This window comes from Alishewanella agri BL06 (genome assembly GCF_000272005.1).
In the GTDB taxonomy this organism is placed as follows: domain Bacteria; phylum Pseudomonadota; class Gammaproteobacteria; order Enterobacterales; family Alteromonadaceae; genus Alishewanella; species Alishewanella agri.
Genome location: NZ_AKKU01000015.1, coordinates 319,025 through 337,841 on the forward strand (window position 1 = coordinate 319,025; position 18,817 = coordinate 337,841).

12 protein-coding genes are annotated in these 18,817 nt (G+C 50.2%); 6 read left to right on the forward strand and 6 right to left on the reverse strand.

From position 1 onward, the window contains the following. Positions 1-112: 112 nt before the first annotated feature. Positions 113-1,459 carry a sensor domain-containing diguanylate cyclase gene (locus AGRI_RS09575; protein ID WP_008984744.1) on the forward strand — a complete coding sequence of 449 codons (1,347 nt, stop codon included), beginning with the start codon at positions 113-115 and terminating at the stop codon, positions 1,457-1,459. Positions 1,460-1,512: 53 nt separating this feature from the next. Here AGRI_RS09575 and AGRI_RS09580 read toward each other — a convergent pair whose 3' ends face one another. Together AGRI_RS09580 and AGRI_RS09585 are read right to left on the reverse strand one after the other, a co-directional pair. Beyond that, positions 1,513-4,386, reverse strand: coding sequence for an insulinase family protein (locus AGRI_RS09580; protein WP_008984745.1), 2,874 nt, complete (start codon positions 4,384-4,386; stop codon positions 1,513-1,515). A 191-nt stretch (positions 4,387-4,577) separates the two neighbouring features. Further along, positions 4,578-6,617, reverse strand: a complete 2,040-nt coding sequence (locus AGRI_RS09585) for a TonB-dependent receptor (RefSeq protein WP_008984746.1) — start codon at positions 6,615-6,617, stop codon at positions 4,578-4,580. Positions 6,618-6,848: 231 nt separating this feature from the next. On the opposite strand from AGRI_RS09585, the gene zigA reads away from it, so the two are divergent. After that, positions 6,849-8,051, forward strand: a complete 1,203-nt coding sequence (gene zigA, locus AGRI_RS09590; RefSeq protein ID WP_008984747.1) for a zinc metallochaperone GTPase ZigA — start codon at positions 6,849-6,851, stop codon at positions 8,049-8,051. Next, entirely contained in the window at positions 8,051-8,689 is a 639-nt protein-coding gene (locus AGRI_RS09595; protein WP_008984748.1) for a DUF1826 domain-containing protein, read from the forward strand. The genes zigA and AGRI_RS09595 overlap by 1 nt, the downstream gene beginning before the upstream one ends. A 94-nt stretch (positions 8,690-8,783) precedes the next feature. On the opposite strand, the gene AGRI_RS09600 is transcribed toward AGRI_RS09595, so the two are convergent. Then, complete coding sequence (locus tag AGRI_RS09600) at positions 8,784-11,255, reverse strand: TonB-dependent receptor (RefSeq protein WP_008984749.1); 2,472 nt, start codon at positions 11,253-11,255, stop codon at positions 8,784-8,786. A gap of 374 nt (positions 11,256-11,629) precedes the next feature. On the opposite strand from AGRI_RS09600, the gene AGRI_RS09605 reads away from it, so the two are divergent. Continuing rightward, positions 11,630-12,232 carry a hypothetical protein gene (locus AGRI_RS09605; protein WP_008984750.1) on the forward strand — a complete coding sequence of 201 codons (603 nt, stop codon included), beginning with the start codon at positions 11,630-11,632 and terminating at the stop codon, positions 12,230-12,232. Here the strand turns inward: AGRI_RS09605 and bfr (AGRI_RS09610) are convergent. Together bfr (AGRI_RS09610) and bfr (AGRI_RS09615) are read right to left on the reverse strand one after the other, a co-directional pair. Further along, on the reverse strand, positions 12,229-12,696 hold the full coding sequence (bfr, locus tag AGRI_RS09610; protein WP_008984751.1) for a bacterioferritin: 468 nt from the start codon (positions 12,694-12,696) through the stop codon (positions 12,229-12,231). The genes AGRI_RS09605 and bfr (AGRI_RS09610) overlap by 4 nt on opposite strands. Continuing rightward, on the reverse strand, positions 12,696-13,169 hold the full coding sequence (gene bfr, locus AGRI_RS09615) for a bacterioferritin (protein WP_008984752.1): 474 nt from the start codon (positions 13,167-13,169) through the stop codon (positions 12,696-12,698). The genes bfr (AGRI_RS09610) and bfr (AGRI_RS09615) overlap by 1 nt, the downstream gene beginning before the upstream one ends. Positions 13,170-13,406: 237 nt before the next feature. Between bfr (AGRI_RS09615) and AGRI_RS09620 the strand changes: the two genes are divergently transcribed. Continuing rightward, positions 13,407-14,939 carry a S10 family peptidase gene (locus tag AGRI_RS09620; protein WP_008984753.1) on the forward strand — a complete coding sequence of 511 codons (1,533 nt, stop codon included), beginning with the start codon at positions 13,407-13,409 and terminating at the stop codon, positions 14,937-14,939. A gap of 117 nt (positions 14,940-15,056) precedes the next feature. Here the strand turns inward: AGRI_RS09620 and AGRI_RS09625 are convergent, their stop codons facing one another. Further along, complete coding sequence (locus AGRI_RS09625) at positions 15,057-16,415, reverse strand: peptidoglycan DD-metalloendopeptidase family protein (protein ID WP_008984754.1); 1,359 nt, start codon at positions 16,413-16,415, stop codon at positions 15,057-15,059. A 391-nt stretch (positions 16,416-16,806) separates the two neighbouring features. Between AGRI_RS09625 and AGRI_RS09630 the strand changes: the two genes are divergently transcribed. Then, complete coding sequence (locus AGRI_RS09630; RefSeq protein WP_008984755.1) at positions 16,807-18,777, forward strand: pectate lyase family protein; 1,971 nt, start codon at positions 16,807-16,809, stop codon at positions 18,775-18,777. Positions 18,778-18,817: the final 40 nt, after the last annotated feature.

Sequence of the window (18,817 nt, forward strand, 5' to 3'; positions counted from 1 at the left end):
CGCCGGCATTAACAGGGCTGGCGCCTGCCTTTCAAACTTTTTTCGCAGAATTACTGGCATGCCCGGATAACTCTGGTTACAGTAAGGTGATTACTTTCTGCTTAGGCTGGGCATGGACAAGAAGTCAGAACCGGTAAGCAACTCTATCGAACATCTGTTTGGCCCGCTGGCCGAACTGGCGCGGCATTTACCCTGCTTTTTATATCAGTTAAAACAAAGCCCCGATCAAAAGTTCCATTATGTTTACGCCTCTGAAAATACCGAAGCCCTATTCGGGATCCCGGCGCAGGCCATTATGCAGGATGCCAGTCTGCTGCTTGACCGTATCCACCCGGCTGATGCCGAGCGGGTCTATCAAACGTCAGCCGAATGTGCAGCCCAGCTCAAACCCTGGCACGCGGAGTTGCGGATTATTCGTCCTGACGAGCAGATTATCTGGTTAGAAGCCTTCGACTTTCCGAAACAACTTGCCGACGGCAGTATCTTATTTAGCGGTTTTGCTAACGACATTAGTCAGCGCAAAGCAGCCGAACTGAAGTTAAGACGCAGCGAAGCCGAATTCCGAGCCTTGGTCGAGAGCGCCAGCGATATCATATTTACGCTATTGCCAAACGGTGTGCTGGATTATGTCTCGCCCTGTTGGCAGGATATTCTGGGTCATCATCCAACGGAAGTGATGGGTAAAACCTTTGATCATTTTGTGCATCAGGACGATCTGGAACGCTGTTTTGCCTTTATGCAAAGTCTGCTGCTGACGGCAACCCATCACGGTACTATCGAATACCGGATCTTTCATAAAAATGGTCAAATGCGCTGGCACACCTCAACGGCTGCGCCACTCCTCGATACAGATGGCAGCTTGGTCAAATATGTCGGCATTGCACGCGATATTACCGAGCAAAAACTGCAAAACCTCGAGTTGGCGCGCCAGGCCTATTATGATCCTTTAACCGGGCTGGCCAACCGCACCTTGTTCCACAAAATGCTGGAGCAACAGCTGGCGCTGTGTCAATTACGTGGCGATACTCTGGCGTTATTGTTTATTGATTTAGATCGGTTTAAACCGGTTAATGATTGCTATGGGCATGCCATTGGTGATGAGGTGCTGCAACAGGTCGCCCAGCGTCTGCACCACAGTACCCGGGCGGCAGATTTAACTGGCCGACTTAGTGGTGACGAATTTGTCGTCGCTTTAACCGGTTTTACTGCAAGCCAACCTTTAGTGCCACAAATTCTGCCGTTAGCCAGCCGGATCCAACAACAACTTAGTCAACCCTATCAGGTTGCCGAACATCAGCTTACTATTTCTTGCAGTGTCGGCATTGCCTTATTCCCACAAGATAGTCTGGATCAGCAACAACTGTTACATCTAGCCGATATTGCGATGTATCAGGCAAAGAAACGCCCGGGGCAAGCCGCGGTAGTGTTTTACCAAACTGAAGTGGCCGAGCGGCCATAAAAAAATCCCCCCGCTGTGTCAGCCGGAGGGATCTTGTGCTGCGTTAACCGTGACTATTGCTTAGCCATCTTGCGCTGGAACTCTGCGATATCGGTCACGACTTGCTGATTCGGTAGTGTTGCGAACGGCTGCTCCCGGAAACTGGTACCTCGCATTTGCACGGAGATCCGCGCGGCCTCGGGGTTCAGCAATGTTTGCTGATAGAAGCTCTGCACATCCGCCAATGTCACTTGCTCGACGGCCGCAATCAGTTTTTGCTTGCTATCAAAGTCAAAGCGCTCACGATACCAGTCACTGACTAACGGCTGCATTTCCTCAAACAGATTTTTTGGTGGTTCATTCAGGCTTACTAATAAGCTCTGTTTTAACGCCGCAAATTGTTCCGGGGTAACTTGTTGCAGCGTGTTCCAGTATTGCTGTTTAAATTCATCAAACCGCTGCTGCATATCGGCTGGGCCTTTCACCGGTGTTTGGATATATAAGCCAAAACCAGTGTAGTCATTCAGGTCAATCGCTGTACCGCCAACCGCGTAAGCCAGTTGTTCCTCGGTACGCAGTTTATCAAAGGCCTGATTCGAGAAATGCGAGGCCAAGACGCTGGCTGCGGCGCGCGCCGCCATGCCTTTAGCCGGATGGACATGCATATCCACTAGGGCCACGTCAGTCACGTCGATATCACGGGTCAGCGTAATGGCATCGCCACTGCGCGGTAACCAGAACGGGCTTTGTGTATAAGGCGTGACGGTACGATCTGCAGGTAAAGCGGCTTGCAACTTACTGACCAGCGTCTGCACATCCTGCTTGTCGTAGTTACCGAAGGCAAACACCCGCACCTGATTTTGTTTTAAGGTTGCAGTGATAAACTGCTGTAAATCAGCCGCAGTCATCGCCTGTGCTGCGGCAATCAGCTGCTCAGGGTTGTAGCTACCGCCACGATACAGGCCGTTAAAGGCCCAGAAGGCTTGCCTGAAGGGTACCTGCCGGCTCTGATTGGCGACGCCGCGCACAAAGCGGTCTACTGCCTGAGCGTAGCCATCAGCCGTGATCGTCGGTGTTAAACCGGCCAGCAGCTGTTCCAGTAATTGCGGCTGTTTGTCGGTAAAGCCATCCAGATTCAGGGTCAGACCATTACCGTCATTTAACCATACCTCGATACCGGCAGCACTGGCCTCAGTGCGCAGTGCACTTTGCTCCAGATTGTACAGATCACGCCATAACGCAAACGCCACCCGGGCTTTGATATCCTGCTGCGCAGCGGGGCTGTTTAATACGATATCCAGCCGGCCTTTCGGCTGGTCAGCAAACACCTGGCTCGGATATAACCAAGCCGAGATACCGGGCTGCTCAACCACTAATTCCGGCTTCTGCTGGGCGCTGCGGGCTTTAATCGCGAAGCTCTCGGGCAACAGACGGTTTACCATTGGCAGGTTCAGTGCCACCAGCGGCTGTTGCCAGGCGGCTTGTTCTTCGGCACTGATATCGACGATCTTATATTTACCAACATGGCGGATCAGCTCGCTGTCATGCGGCTCCTGCTTACTGATATACCAAACCCGCAGATTCGCCGGTGTCAGCTGTGTCAAAACATTATTCACCGCTTCGGCATCAAATCGCTCATAAATGTAGGGTGCAGCCACAGCGTGCTTCACCGGCAACTTCAGCATCGCAGCGGTTAAACCAGAGGCATAGCCAAAGCCATCTGTTTTTTCAAGGAACTGGAACTGGTTCGCCAGGCTGGTTTTGATCTCGTTATAGTATTTGCTATCTACACCCTGTTGCTTGATCAAATCCAGATACTGCATCACTACCGCGGTAATGGCTTCTCGCTGCTGCATACCGGCGTCAGTCAGGTTCATATCAATCGCCAGACTGCCGTAGTTACCATAAAAATCCGGATTTACTGAGACATTAAAACTGGATACCAGACCCGCAGCTTTTAGCTGAGCTGCAGCCGTACCCGGCATTTCAGAACGCAATAAATAGGCAATAAATTCGTTTGGCTTAACGGCGTACTGTTCTAGGTTGTTACGAATAGTAAAATCAAGGCGTAACTGTTTCACATCCTGATTCGGTACATAGTGAATCCGTTTACCGCCAAACAGGCTGTTATCCAGCTCAGCCGTCACTTCGGGTAGCGGGATATCTTTGTTAACAATGCCACCAAAGTGTTTATTGGCCAGCAACTCCATCTCAGCCAGCGATAAGTTGCTAACCATTGCCAGCTTCATATTGTTGGCAGAATAGTAGTTGTTATAGTAAGCCAGCATCTCATCATGTAATTTGCTGCCTGGCTTATCACTTAAGCTCTCCAGACTACCGGCCAGAAAACGGTTCGACGGGTGATCGCCGAACATCCGGCGCATCAGCTCAAATTGCGCCAGGAAATCCTGCTCCCGGCGCATCGACTGTTCCGCATTAACCGCATTACGTTCTTTATCAGAATATTCGGGGTAGAACTTTGGCGTTTTGAAGAAGTCAGAGAAACGATCCAGGGCTTCATCATAAACATTATTATTAATTTCAAACATATAGTTGGTAATATCCAACCAGGTGTAGGCGTTATAGGCCCCATTGTGCTGACTCATAAAGCCGGCATACTCAGCCGGATCCGGGTAGCGCTCAGTCCCCATAAACAGCATATGTTCCAGATAATGTGCTAAGCCTTGCTGCGTCATCGGATCCTGAAACATCCCGGCACCGACACTCAGTGATACTGCCGATTTCTCTGTGCTGGGATCAGAGACCAATACCACTTCTAACTTATTTGGCAGGGTAAAAGTTTTGTACTGGCGTTGGTCGTTTGGACTAACAATAATCGCTGCCGCCTGTTGCTGTTCTACTACTGTACCTTGAGATACCGTTTGCTGCTGGGCACAGCCGGTGATGACGGCCAAAGCTACTGCACTGACAATAAAGAGTTTTTTCATTTTGCGGATCCTTTTACCGATAAAATGTAAAAAATACGTAGCATGATACTAACGAAAACGCTAATAACACGCCAGTCTCAACAAAGTAGGATTTGTAAGAAAATATGTCGCAGCCAGCAACAGCTGGTCAGACCGCACTCCGGTACCGGTCGGAGGTCTGGCCGGTACCGGAGTGCGGGGAGGAAGTATGATTAGAAATCCAGCCGGAGTCCAAGCACTAGCTGACGTCCAGGCAAGGGCGCATCGTCCTTGATAAAGGAACTATGCACAAAGCCCAACCGATTGGTCAGGTTTTGCACCTTGGCAAAGGCCATCACTTCCTGTTGCTGCCAGTCGAAGTAATAATTCAGGCCTGCCTCCAGTATGGTATAGCCAGCGGTCGCAGTCTCATTTTCGGCCAGCCGGCTTTGTTTACCATAGTGCGTAACCCCGAGCTGACCGGCCCAGTTATCTGCCCGGTATTCATATTCAGCGCCAAGCCGGAATGAGGGCACCCGCGGCAGATAGCCACCACTGCGCAGTCGTGCTACTACAGTATCACCCAGTACCGTTAACTGATGTTCAGGTGTCAACTGCCAGCTGATACTGGCTTCTGCGCCATGCAAGCGCGCATCCTGCTGTTGATACTGATAGGCAGCAAAGCCGCCGATCTGAAAGCCCAGATTAGCTAAAAACGCATAATTATCGATTTGGTTATAGAACAGGTTGATATTGGTCCGGACATTAGCAAACTGACCGCGCCAACCTAAATCCAGATTGTTGGCACGCTCGGCAGTCGCCAGTGCAGCATCATGCAGAATACTGGCCCCTGAGCTTTCTGCTGCGACCTGATAGGCCACACCAATTTCATAAGATCGGGTACCAATATGAATGCCGTTGGCATACAGCTCATTGGCAGCCGGTGCCCGCTCCGCTTGACTGAAGGCAAGTGTCAGTTGTTGCTCACTTTGTAGTTGATATACCGCACCGACAGACCAGCTAAACAAATTAAACTGCTGTTGCAAATCACGGCTGCCGTTGTCATCGGTTAGCTCATACGCCTGATGGGTTAAACGCTCAAACCGGCTGCCAAACTCCAGCTTCACCGGGCCAAAGCGCTTTTCATGCAACATAAAAAGGGCATGGCTGTCGGTGTCAGTATTCGGGGTAAAGGTTTCATCACCAAGCGCCTGGTAATCCCGCAAAATGGCATGATAGCCGAAGATGCCGCGCCAACTGGCTGGTAACTCATAGGTTGCCGAGCTACGCAGCTCCCAGGCTTTACTCAGGAACTCAGTGCCCGCCTCATCCTCTTCAAATTCGGCATGGTCATAGTCAGTATAAGCCAGATCAAAGTTCAGATTCTGCCAGTTGGATTGCTGCGGCCGGTACTCAGAAGCCAGCGCCAGGCGCTGTTGGTTTAATTTGATATATTCACCTGCAGCGGGCTCGCTGGACGGGCCCTCCGGCAAACCATACTCCGTTTTGATTTTGCCAATACTGACGCCGACAAAGCCCTGCTCTACCACATAACTGCTACCCAGATTCAACACCTGGTGCTCAGACCAGGAATTCTGCAAGCGACGACTGCTATCGCCTTCGTCATTCTGATAGCGCGGCACCCGATAGTCATTACCGTTGCGGTAGCTACCGTCGGCATGCCAGGCTAGGTTGCCCTGGCCACTATCATGGGCAAAACTTAAACTGCGATCCCCAGCCGCCGTGCCGTAACGAGTTTGCAGTACAGTTTCGCGCTGCACCGGTACCCGCTGCGGAATGCGGTTATCGACCACATTGATCACGCCACCAATGGCACCACTGCCGTACAGCAGCGTTGCCGGCCCGCGTAACACTTCAATTTGCTGTGCCGTTACTGCATCGGCGGTAATAGTATGATCCGGTCCCTCCCGCGACACATCGCCGGTGCCCATGCCGTTATGCACGACCTGTACCCGGGCGCCATCTAAACCCCGAATCACCGGCCGGGATGCCACAGGACCATAATAGTTGGCATGCACGCCAACCTCATATTTCAGCGTTTCACCGATACTGACATCGCTGCGGCGCAGTAGCTCTTCACCGCTTAATACCGAAACCGGACCGGCCATTTCGACCACTTCGCGCTTTAAACCTGAAGCGCGAACTTCGATGCGTTCTAAATTCACGTCTGCGGGCAAGGTTTCTGCCTGAACATAGGTGGCCTGGCTTAATACTGTTATTACTGCTATTGCTAATTTGGCTGGTCTAAACATAGAACTTGTTCACCGGATTTCGTTAAAAACAGATACAAAAGGCATGTTGCCCACTTTTTTGGACGGCATTGATATCAGTACCCCGACAATTTGACAACCTAAAGCACGACGGTTGTGTCATCACGGTTCGGTGAAAAGCCGTAAACCGCGGCGATTCGTCTTGGCATTGCCGACTACACCCCCTATAATTGATACAATATAACATATCGATTTATACCAGAGCCAGCAGCAATGAACTATCAACCTTTACCCGTTACCGTACTCTCCGGCTTTCTCGGCGCCGGTAAAACCACCTTACTGAACCATATTCTGCATAACCGCGATGGCCTGCGCATTGCGGTGATCGTTAATGATATGAGTGAAATCAATATTGACGCCGCCCAGGTTAATAAAGAAGTCAGCCTGAACCGTGCCGAAGAAAAGCTGGTCGAGATGAGCAATGGCTGTATTTGTTGCACCCTGCGCGAAGATTTATTGCTGGAAATTGGCAAACTGGCGCAAGAGGGGCGTTTTGACTATCTGGTGATTGAGTCGACCGGGATCTCCGAACCACTGCCGATTGCCGAAACCTTTACCTTTGAACATGAAGACGGCAGCCGGCTGTCAGACATTGCCCGGCTGGATACCATGGTTACCGTTGTCGATGCGGTTAACTTTTTAAAGGATTACCAAGAAGCAAATGATCTGGCCAGTGCCGGGGAAAGTCTGGGTGAAGAGGATGAGCGCAGTATCGCTGACTTGCTAATTGAACAGGTCGAATTCTGTGACGTACTGGTGATCAGTAAAACCGATTTAGTCGATACGGCGCAGCTGGCACAATTACAAGCTATTTTAAAGTCTCTCAACCCCAGAGCCAAACAATTGCTAGCCGAACACGGCAAGGTGGCACTGTCGGAGATAATCAATACCGGCTTGTTTGACTTTGAGCAGGCAGCGCAGGCGCCGGGCTGGTTGCAGGAACTACGTGGTGAACATACGCCAGAAACTGAAGAATATGGCATCAGTAGCTTTAGTTTTGTCGCGCGGCGGCCGTTTCATCCACAGCGGTTCTATGACTTTTTACATCAGGATTGGCCAACCGGCAAATTACTACGCTCTAAAGGTTATTTTTGGTTAGCCAGTACCCCCGATTACGCCTGGCAATGGCATCAGGCCGGTGGCATTGCCCGCTATGGCATGGCCGGGTTGTTCTGGCAAGCCGTGCCGCGCGACGAGTGGCCGGATGATGCCGAATCGCAGGCAGCGATTTTGGCACAATTTCATGATCCCTTTGGCGATTGCCGGCAGGAGCTGGTGTTTATTGGCCAGCAACTCGACCAGACCGCTTTGCGACAGCAATTGCAGGATGCGCTGCTGACTGATCACGAATTAGTCAAAGGTGCGTCAGAGTGGCAGCAGTATGTAAATCCTTTTACCGGACAGGAACCCGCCTGATGAGCCAGCTGGTGGCCAACAACATGACAAGTGGCATGCCTTTGCAATTTACCCCTGAACCCGTTTTACTGCCGGCGCGGCAACAGCTGTCCTCTTCAGTTGAGGTACTGACAGAGATTTTTAGTGCGGATGTCAATCTGGCGGTATGGCAACGCTCTCTGGCTCCGGCAGTTGCAAGCTATAGCCAGCAACTGCTGTCGTTGCTGCGGTTGCCGCTGCAACACTTTATCAGCCCGGAACAGCTGCCGGATTACCTGCAACCGGCATTACCGGATGCGCCAGGTAAGGACGACTTTATCGCCGATCTGGCGCTGATAGCGCAGATGTTTGCCTGTTTAATGGAGTGCCAACAGCTCGGTCTGCGCCTAAAAGTATTAAACCAGGCAATGTGTCCGCGCTTTCATACCGATCATCTGTGCTGTCGCCTGGTTACCACCTACCATGGCCCGGCTACGGAATGGCATGCCGGCGCCCTTACTGACAACAACGCCCGGGTGCAGCAGCTACAGCAAGCTGATGTTGCACTGCTTAAAGGCAGTGGCTGGGAAAATATGGCCACCTATGCCATTAGCCATCGCTCGCCGGCACTGGCTGAACCACGCCTGCTACTGACACTGGATCCGGTTTGGCAAGACTGAATAATCGCTATAAGAAGTGTGGATTAGCTTGAAATTGTTCGGTATCAGATAAGAATAAGGCCGTATTACTACGGCCTTAACTGCTGTTGTAAATTTAAAAACTCCCTCGGATCCCCAAGGCAAAATTACGACCTGGCAGCGGTGTAATATCACGCAAGAAAGAGGTGTGCACTAACGCCAATTCATCCGTCAGGTTTTGCGCTTTCAGGTAAGCAACTAAATCCTGCGAACCGACATTAAAGCGGTAGCTGATACTGGCATCAACCAGGGTGTAACCAGCCGAGGCTTGCTCCAATTCCGCCGTGTTTTCCTGCTTAAAATAGCGACTGATACTCAGATCAGCATCAAAATGGTTACCCTGATAAGCCAGTTCGGTCATTAAACGCAGCGGTGGTGTGCGTGGTAACTCGCCACCAGCGCGCAGGCGGGCACGGATATAGTCACCTTGCACAGTTAACTTATAAGGGGCGCTGATTTGCCAGATAAACTGGGCTTCAAAACCATGTAAATCAACGTCTTCGTTAACATACAGATAAATAGGCAGCTCGTCGCCGTGACCTTCCGCAGCATCTTCATGCTCGCTGTGGTCCAACTCTTCTTCATGGCCATGATCTTCATGGCTATATTCAGCAAATAATCCGGTATTACGCTGGTAGAAGTAGTTATCTACCCGATTGTAAAACGCATTCAACACCAGACCAAAATCACCGTCGAACTTACGGAACGTGAGGTCAAGGTTGCGGGATTTTTCTAATTCAAAGCCGCTACGATTTAACTCAAAACCGTCGCGATCTTCATTTAAGCGGAACAGGGAGCCGACTTCGTAGCTTCTGGTACCAAGGTGAGGACCAAAAGAGAACAATTCCGCCGCACTGGGGGCGCGTTCCGCCTGGGATAATGATAAACCGATGTTATAACCTGCTGCGAAATCCCAGACCAGGCCCGCCGAGAGGCTGACAGGTGTGTATTGATTCTCGACGCCAAAAACCCGAAGCATCTCTTCATCACCATGTTCATCGCCATGCTCATGATCATGATGTTCATCACCATGGCCATGAATTTCCAGCTCAGGTAATAGCACCTGATTAGCACTGATCTTGACCCGTTCAGCGCGGGCGCCCAGCTGCAATAATACCGGGCCAAAATGACGCTCTGCCATCCAGCCTAGTGCCAGCATGGTAGATTCGGATGGTGGCGTAAAGGCCTCACTGCCGATTGCTTCAAAATCGCTAAACTTATAATGCAGGCTCAAACCACCTTTCCAGTCATATACCGGCTGGTGGAATAACTCAAAGCGGGCTTCGTGACTCTTGTTGCGGAATACCGTGCTAACAAAACCGTCTTCAATTTCGGCATGTTGATAATCGGTATAGGCCAAACGACTATTCAGCTGACGTAACCAGGGATTGTCAAAAAACAGCTCGCTTTGCAGCTGCAGCCGATCCTGCTTTTTATCGGCATAGACCAGCTCTTCATCATGCTCAGCATGATCTTCTTCGCCACCATGGCTATGACCCGGAATACCATATTCCCGCTCTAAACGACCGTATGACAAACCGACAAAGCCATTATCTAACAAACGACTACCGCCAACGGTAAAACCTTTGCTGGTGCTAAAGGTGTTCGCGATGCGACGACCGTGCTCATCATGCTCATCTGCATGCTCGTCATCGTGCTCATGATCGTGCTCATCTTCTTGCTCGCGGTGCAGCCAATCATGCGGTGCTTTGTAATTAATGCTGTCGCGCCAGAAACCATCCAGATAAACCGCATAGTCCTGATTACCATTAACCAGCGAGCCGGCAACCAGTTTCGCTGAATCGACGCTTTGTAGCTCAGTTAACCACTCAACACGTGGCGTGCTGTCTGTCGGGATCCGATCATCGACCACGTTAACTACGCCGCCGATGGCGCCACTGCCGTAAAACAAGGTCGCGGGGCCACGCAATACTTCAATTTGCGTAGCAGTACTGGTTTCTGTCGCCACACTGTGGTCCGGGCCGATGCGTGAGGCGTCGCCGGCATCCAGGCCGTTTTGCATGATCAACACGCGCGGACCATCTAAGCCACGGATAATCGGACTGCTGGTAACACCACCATGAAAATTCGAATGCACGCCAACTTCTTTACGTAAGGTATCGCCCAACGAGGTGGTTTGCTGCATCTTTAAACGGTCACCCGCCAACACGCTGACCGGCAAGGCTGATTCTGTTACTGAGGCATGTAATGGGCTGGCTGTGACATCAATAATTTCAAAACTGCTTGGCGTCAGCTGTAGTTCCACATCGGTTAGCCCGGCGGCCGGCACAGATAATTTTACGTTGTTGTGACCAAAGCGACGGGCTGCCAGGTGCAATTCCACCTCCCGTACCGGTACGTTGCGTAGTACAAAACGACCCGATTCGTCAGTTCGCGTTTTAGCGGCGGCACCAATCACATCGACTTCCGCATTCGCAACGGGCTGTCCTTTCGGATCCTTCACTACACCACTAATGGTATTAGCTTGCGCTGCGGCGCTATGTAAGGCCGCTGCTATGGTTAGGGCTATCGCACTCTGCTTGATCATTGGTCCTTAACTCCAGGATTACCTCAAAATGTTATATCGTAACAATATACAACTTTTGTGATGATATAACAATGCAGAAAATTAATGATGTGCGTTTAACAGATTTAAAACCTCGATAAACACCATACCGACTGCTACAGGGGATATTTGCACGACCTCGATTTTGATCGTTGCCGGCCGCTACTACTAAAAATAGCGAACTCAACTCCGGACAAAATATTAATGATAACTATTTGCATTTGAAAAAAGCCGCGCTATACTGACTGCAACGGATTAAGAGCCGGTCATGGAAGGCATCTCTCTGGTCTTTGTGGCTCGTCCTGCATTGTTCGGGCAAGCTTGCTTGCCCGTTTTTTTGTGGAGGAAGATGAAATATGCCATTGCTGGAAGCCGGATCTCTGAAGAAAGCACTTGGTATCCTGGCCGAATGCTGGCCATCTTTACGCAACAACAACTCGCCCGCCCCCTGTCAACAACAGGTGTTATTTCCGCCCACTGCCGGCTGGCAACATTTACGTATTCTCGGCTATCGCTGCCTGGCTGAACATAGCGCGGGGTACGAGTTTATGCTGGAACTGGAAGGGCCGTCAGCCGACCTGGCACTGACAGTCCACTTAGAATTACAACCGCAGAATAGCTACAGCCAGGTGGCACTCTGGTTAACCCGACTCGGACTTAGTGGCTGTCAGATAGTGCAGTTTGCTCGGCAACGGGTGCCGCTCTGTCAGGCTCTTTCCTGTGTTGATTTAACTCAAGCCTGTCAAATACCGGCAAAAACGCTCAATGACTGGCTGGCCAGGCAGCCGATGCTCATGGCAGGACATTTTAACGTGTTGGAGTCTTGGCAAACAGACGACAGTCTTCATTTGCACTGTGTCACCACAGATTGCATGTCGCGCGCCTGCTATCACTGGTTGCAACAGCAGGCGATTCGTTATCAGCTGGTTTACGTACGCTTGCGCACGAATCGTGATTAAAGTTGTGATTGCAGATAATTCTGCAGCCCCAGCAGTTTAATCAGCCGCAATTGTTGTTCCAACCAATGGGCGTGATCATTTTCGGTATCGTCCAGCAGACCCTGCAGAATATTACGCGTCACGTAATCCTGCTCCTGCTCACACAGCGCCATGGTCTGCTTTAACAGCTTTTGCACCGCATACTCGACATTCAGGTCATTTTGCAGCATTTGCGGCACATCCTGACCGACCTGGATCGGGTCGCGCTTGGTCATATCCGGTGTGCCGCCGAGGAAAATAATGCGCTCAATCAGCGCCGATGCATGACCTTTTTCATCGTCGAACTCGTGGTCAATGCGCTCAAACAGCTTATGCAGGCCCCAGTCGTGATACATTCTGGAGTGAATAAAATATTGATCCATCGCCGCCAGCTCATTGGCCAGCAACACATTTAGTGCATTGATAACCTTTGGACTACCCTGCATTATTCACCCCCTAATTGCGCTTGCAGATAATTGGCTAATCCCATCGTCGCAATTTGATGTTGCTGAGTTTCCAACCAATCCAGATGTTCTTCTTCATATTCCAGGATTTCCGTTAGCAGATCCCGGCTAACATAGTCCTGCAAACTTTCACATAAAGCGATAGCCTCTTTGAGCAACGGCAATTGTTCCAGCTGAAAATCCTGATCACATTGCAGCATTTCCGGCGTATCTTCACCAATCCGCAGTTTGCCCAGCGCCTGTAAATTCGGTAAGCCTTCCAGCATCAGGATTCGCTCAATCAGCTCATCCGCCTGCTTCATATCCTTAATGGATTTTTTGTAACAAACATCATTCAGCGCTTTTAAGCCCCAGTTTTTATAAATACGGGCGTGCAGAAAATACTGATTAATCGAGGTTAATTCGGCAGTAAGCACTTCGTTAAGCTTACTCAAAACCTGAGGATGACCGTGCATAGCAGACTCCGGCTAGATTTTAATTCAGCTTTAAAGCTTAGACCAAAAATGACGAGCACGCAAAAATATGTTTAATATCATTAATTTGCAATTAAGAATGCTTAGCATTTCTACTGCCACCTGCAATACAAACCACACCCATCCTGAAAATCTGCAACCAATCGCAAGTCACTTCGCAGTCAGGCAATTTAAGGTTATGGTAATTATCAATTTATAACTAAAAATATGGACGTCACTATGCGAACACCTTCCTATGCCATTACCCTGTTACTCGGGCTTGGTTTGGCGCTCAGTTTTCCTCAGACTGCGGTTGCCAACCCGAAAGTTGAAGCCATCAGTATTGAAGCTGACAGTGTGGTCGTTACCGAACACCGCACGCAAATTAATGGCCAACGCATTACTTACCGGGCACACACTGGTACCCAACCAGTATGGGACGAGAACGGTCATCCAACTGCGACTTTGTTTTATACCTACTACCAGCGTAGCGATATCAAAGATAACAGCAACCGGCCGCTGCTGATTTCCTTTAACGGTGGCCCTGGCTCAGCGTCCGTCTGGATGCATATTGCCTACACCGGACCAAAATCACTGAACATTGATAGTGAAGGCTATCCAGTGCAACCCTATGGTGTAAAAACCAACCCCTACTCAGTACTGGATGTGGCTGATATTGTCTTTGTAAACCCGGTCAACACTGGCTATTCACGGGTCCTGCCCGGGCCAGATGGCAAGATGCCGTCACGTGATCAGCAGCAAAAAATGTTTTTTGGCGTCAATGCTGACGTTAACTATCTCGCCGGCTGGATCAACAGCTTTGTTACCCGCTACGAGCGCTGGCCATCACCCAAGTTTTTGATTGGCGAAAGCTATGGCACCACCCGGGTAGCCGGTCTGGCGTTGGCGCTGCAAAATAACCAGTGGATGTATCTGAATGGTGTGATTCTGGTCTCGCCGACTGATATCGGTATTGAACGTCAGGGCCCGGTAAAGGCGGCTAACCGCCTGCCATACTTCGCCGCAACAGCTTGGTACCACAAAGTTCTACCGGCAGATTTGCAGCAAAAGGATTTATACGACATCCTGCCGGAAGTGGAAAATTTCACCCTGAACGAATACTTACCGGCACTGGCGCGTGGTAATGCACTACCCGAGCAGGAAAAGCAGCGGATTGCCGAGCAGGTTAGTCGTTATTCCGGTATCAGCGTGCAAAATGTACTGCGCTCCAACTTAGATATCAGTACAGCCTATTTCTGGAAAGAACTGCTTCGCGATCAAGGTCATACCGTGGGACGGTTGGATTCACGTTATTTGGGTATCGACAAAAATGACGTTGGCGCCAGCCCGGATTATTGGGCAGAGCTCACCTCCTGGTTACATTCTTTTACGCCGGCAATTAACCACTATCTGCGCACTGAGCTGAATTATAAAACCGATATTAAGTACAATATGTTCGGCAATGTGCACCCGTGGGACCGCAGTAACGACAATACCGGTGAGAATTTACGACTGGCGATGGCACAAAACCCCTATCTGCGGGTATTAACCCAGGCCGGCTATTACGATGGTGCCACCAACTACTTCGACGCTAAGTACAATATGTGGCAGCTGGATCCGAGCGGTAAAATGAAAGACCGCCTGAGTTTTAAAGGCTACCGCAGCGGTCATATGATGTATTTACGCTATGAGGATTTAAAGAAATCGAACGATGATTTGCGGGAGTTTATTCTGCAGTCACTGCCCGCAGCAGGTCAGCCGGCGAAGTATTAAGCGCTATCCAGACTGACCTGAAACAACAGCCCCCGCAACTGCGGGGGCTTTTTTATTATCCTGCTTGTGAGAGCAAAGGCTGGCCTCATATTTTACAGCCGGCTACAGATTGCAGGCCTAATCTGCCACTTCCTGTTCGCCGCTTTGCTGTTTAGCTAGCAGGGTTTGCTGTTCCATCTGTGCCGTGAGTTGCTTAACCCGTGCCGCGAACGCTGCCTTGGACTCTGCCGGTACCGGCCGCGCCAATGGAATATGCGCTGACATCGGGTTTACCGGGCGGTTGTTCACGTGCAGTTCGTAATGCAGGTGCGGACCGGTAGAGCGCCCGGTATTACCGGATAAGGCAATACGCTGACCACGGGTTACACGCTGACCGCGCTGCACCATAAAGCGGCTTAAATGCAGGTAACGGGTTTTGTAATTACCAAAGTGTTGGATTTCAATATACTTACCAGCAAAGGGGTGGTTTTCAATCCGCGTTACCACCCCGTCAGCCGGTGCAATAACCGGGGTGCCAACCGGCAATGGGAAGTCAGTGCCGTTATGCGGTGATACCCGCTTGGTAATTGGGTGCAGGCGCCGCGGATTGAAGTGCGAACTAACCCGTACCTGATTATTCAATGGATAACGGGAAAACGCGCGTTCCAGGCTATCGCCGTTAGCATCATAATACTGGCCGTCATCATGCATAAAAGCACTGAGCGTCTGCCGCCGGTTTAATATCCGGATCCCCTCGATGCGGCTTTGGCCGGTACTTTCTTCTCCCACATAGTTTTCGCTGCGCAGCACCTGAAATTGTGCACCAGCCTGAATATCGCGGGCGAAATTAATCCGATCTTTAAATAGCTGATTAATATTGTAAATATCAGCATCATTCAGCCCGGCTCGCTGTGCTGAAGCATAGAAACTGCCGAAAACCTCACCCACCAGAATGGTATTCTGCCAGATACCTTCGTCCAGTAGTTCCTGATAACTAAATTCATCTGGCGCTTCGCGCTTATACAATACCTTCTTACCCGCATGGACATAGAGTTCCATGCTCTGTAACTGCCCATCGTCATCCAGTTGTAATGTCAGGCGATTACCCGGACGCAGTACGTCCAATGCCAGCAAGGACTCATCGGCCGCCATCACCTGTTGTACGGTTTGATAATTTAAACCATAGCGCGCAAAAATCCGGCTCAGACTATCGCCCGATTCGATGTTATACACTTTTACATAAGGATCTTCAGGTGGGGTGGTTTGGGTTTTGCTGTACAACCATTCGGTTATTTCAGTTACCGGGAATTGCTGTAATTGCGCCGGGCCATGCTGCAACCCCAAGCCAAGCACCAGTGGTACTACGCCCAGATTTTGCTGTTGTTTTTGCTGTGGCCAGACCATCAACACGCTGATGCTGAGTAAACACAGCAACATCAGCCGCTGATGCATGGTGGGCACGCGGTCCCGTAATTGTCGGATATGGCGAATTGGCATTAATTAAATCTTGGTTATTTATAGTGTTATAAGTTGATAAGGGCAACAGCACCGCTTGGCCGGCCTTGGCTGCAATAAGATACCCTTAACATTAATAAGTTCATTCTATGCGATGCAATAACGCTTTGCATCCACCAGCTTGATATTCTGCGGCTGGCTTAACAAGGCACTTTGTGCCAGATGCGAAACTTTTACCAGAAAGCGGTGAAAATTTACACAAAAAATTTGTGTTTTTTTCTGCTTTTGCCCATAAAGCAACCAGTACTACCGGTACCAGCCCAACGCTGAAATTTTTTTAGCCAATCTTTGCCACCGGTAGACAACGCAAGATCAGGTGCACATCTGAGCGCCATTTAAAGCACAACATAATTAAAATCAACAGGGTAGAAAAATGTATAGAAAAAGCCTCCTGGCAGTCTTAATTAGTAGCAGCCTGCTTCTGGGTTGTGACAGCGAAACCGTCGTGGTTGAAGTGGAGCGGGAAGTCATAGTGACGCCGCCACCAACAGTCGATACCAGCGCGGTAGTGCTCACCGATTTGGATACCGTCTATGGTTATGCCTCAGAAAACGGCGGCACAACCGGCGGCAGCGGCGAAAATCGGGTCGAAGTCGTGGTGTGTACCGGTGAGCAAATGATTGCGGCATTAAAAAACAAAGATCCGCAGCGCCCTCTTACCATTTGGGTAAACGGCACCATCACCTTACAAAATGCGAAAGATAGCCGGATTGATATTAAAGATATCCGTGATGTCTCAATTATCGGTTTGGGAAGTCAGGGCGAAATGGCCGGTATTGGCTTTAATATCGTGCGGGCGCAGAACATTATCATTCGCAACCTGCGCATTCACCACGTTCGTGCCAACTTAGGTGCTCCCGGTGATGGCATCAGTATCGAAGGACCTGCCAGCAATATCTGGATCGACCATAACGAAATCTACAACAGCCTGACCGTTGATGACGCCAGCCTGACACTGGATCAGGTTAAGGACTACTATGATGGACTGGTCGATGCCAAAGGCGATGCCCGCTATATCACTATTTCCTTTAATAAATTTCATAATAGCTGGAAGACCTCGCTGGTCGGCTCCTCCGATAGTGATAACTATGAACGCACTCTCACTTATCACCATAACCACTGGTATAACGTTAATTCACGCTTGCCACTGTTTCGTTTTGGCAAAGGCCATATCTACAATAACTTTTATGATGGAGCCCTGGAAAGTGGCATCAACTCGCGGATGGGCGCGGTGATCCGCATTGAACAAAACCATTTCGCCAATATGAAAAATCCGGTGATGTCGATGTTTAGCCAGCAAATTGGCTATTGGCAGCTGATCGATAATATCTTTGAAAATATTACCTGGGAACCGGGAGCAGCCGGATCAGTGATAGCCAACGATAATCAATCTACCGGCGAGTTGTTGGTGCCGTATGACTACCAGCAGAGTCTGATCCCAGTGCAGCAAGTCAAAGAAACTGTGCTGCGTTATGCCGGGGTAGGAAAAATCGAAACGCCACCCAGCCCTGGCCTCTGTCCCGCTCCGGAACCTGAAGTAGCAGTACCAGAAGATCCAACACCACCACCAGTACCGATTGATCCGGTGGAGCCGCCGGCCAATGTCGACTGGAACATCTATGCCGCTGATCTGGAGCCCTTTGCCAGCAACGCCGTAACCTTGGCAGATGGCAGCTTAGGTCAGTTCGCACCACAACAAAGCGGCGGCGCTGCTGAACCTAATCTGTTTAGCGCCAACGGCGATGGTACGGTAACCTTCGACAGCACGGCCAGTGGCTCAGATCGTAGCCGGGCCAAGTTGGACAGCGTTATTGCCGCCGATGGCGTTTATCCTAAGTACTTCACTTTATTAATGGGCTTACAAGGTAATACTGACAATCAGCGAATTATTGAGACCGAAATTGCCTTTGGCGATACTGAAGGTAGTGCCGGCAGCCGTCTGAAAGTGGTATTCCGCGGTGATGGCAGTAATGCCGGTATCCAACTGGAAAATGCCAACAATGGTTCATCCATCACTTTTGGCAAGGGCAACGAGCCAGACGCTATCGATATGACACAGTATCGGGTATATCACTTTACCATCGCCCTGAGCTCCCCCACTACCGGTAATATTGCAGTTTATATTGAAGGCAATAACACGCCGCTGGGTGTGTTGGAAGGTGTAACCATGCGTCCGGCCAGCAATGCCAGTGACAACTACCTGCAACTAGGTGATGCAGGCAATAGCAGCTATAAAGGTGATATCGACTGGGTGCTGTGGACCGATGCCGGCGCCTACACACCGGCAATGTTAAAAGGTCTGCTGCCAAATGGTATTGGTGATATTAGCGGCTACGACAACTAAGCTCTGCTATGTATGCCGAAGCCCGGAATGAACCGGGCTT

Excerpts from the sequence above, each read along its gene's own strand:
- AGRI_RS09620 (WP_008984753.1), top strand. The coding sequence starts at position 13,407 with ATGCGAACACCTTCCTATGCCATTACCCTGTTACTCGGGCTTGGTTTG.
- bfr (WP_008984751.1), bottom strand. The coding sequence starts at position 12,696 with ATGCAGGGTAGTCCAAAGGTTATCAATGCACTAAATGTGTTGCTGGCC.
- AGRI_RS09625 (WP_008984754.1), bottom strand. The coding sequence starts at position 16,415 with ATGCCAATTCGCCATATCCGACAATTACGGGACCGCGTGCCCACCATG.
- AGRI_RS09575 (WP_008984744.1), top strand. The coding sequence starts at position 113 with ATGGACAAGAAGTCAGAACCGGTAAGCAACTCTATCGAACATCTGTTT.
- AGRI_RS09580 (WP_008984745.1), bottom strand. The coding sequence starts at position 4,386 with ATGAAAAAACTCTTTATTGTCAGTGCAGTAGCTTTGGCCGTCATCACC.
- AGRI_RS09605 (WP_008984750.1), top strand. The coding sequence starts at position 11,630 with ATGCCATTGCTGGAAGCCGGATCTCTGAAGAAAGCACTTGGTATCCTG.
- AGRI_RS09600 (WP_008984749.1), bottom strand. The coding sequence starts at position 11,255 with ATGATCAAGCAGAGTGCGATAGCCCTAACCATAGCAGCGGCCTTACAT.
- AGRI_RS09595 (WP_008984748.1), top strand. The coding sequence starts at position 8,051 with ATGAGCCAGCTGGTGGCCAACAACATGACAAGTGGCATGCCTTTGCAA.
- bfr (WP_008984752.1), bottom strand. The coding sequence starts at position 13,169 with ATGCACGGTCATCCTCAGGTTTTGAGTAAGCTTAACGAAGTGCTTACT.
- AGRI_RS09585 (WP_008984746.1), bottom strand. The coding sequence starts at position 6,617 with ATGTTTAGACCAGCCAAATTAGCAATAGCAGTAATAACAGTATTAAGC.
- zigA (WP_008984747.1), top strand. The coding sequence starts at position 6,849 with ATGAACTATCAACCTTTACCCGTTACCGTACTCTCCGGCTTTCTCGGC.
- AGRI_RS09630 (WP_008984755.1), top strand. The coding sequence starts at position 16,807 with ATGTATAGAAAAAGCCTCCTGGCAGTCTTAATTAGTAGCAGCCTGCTT.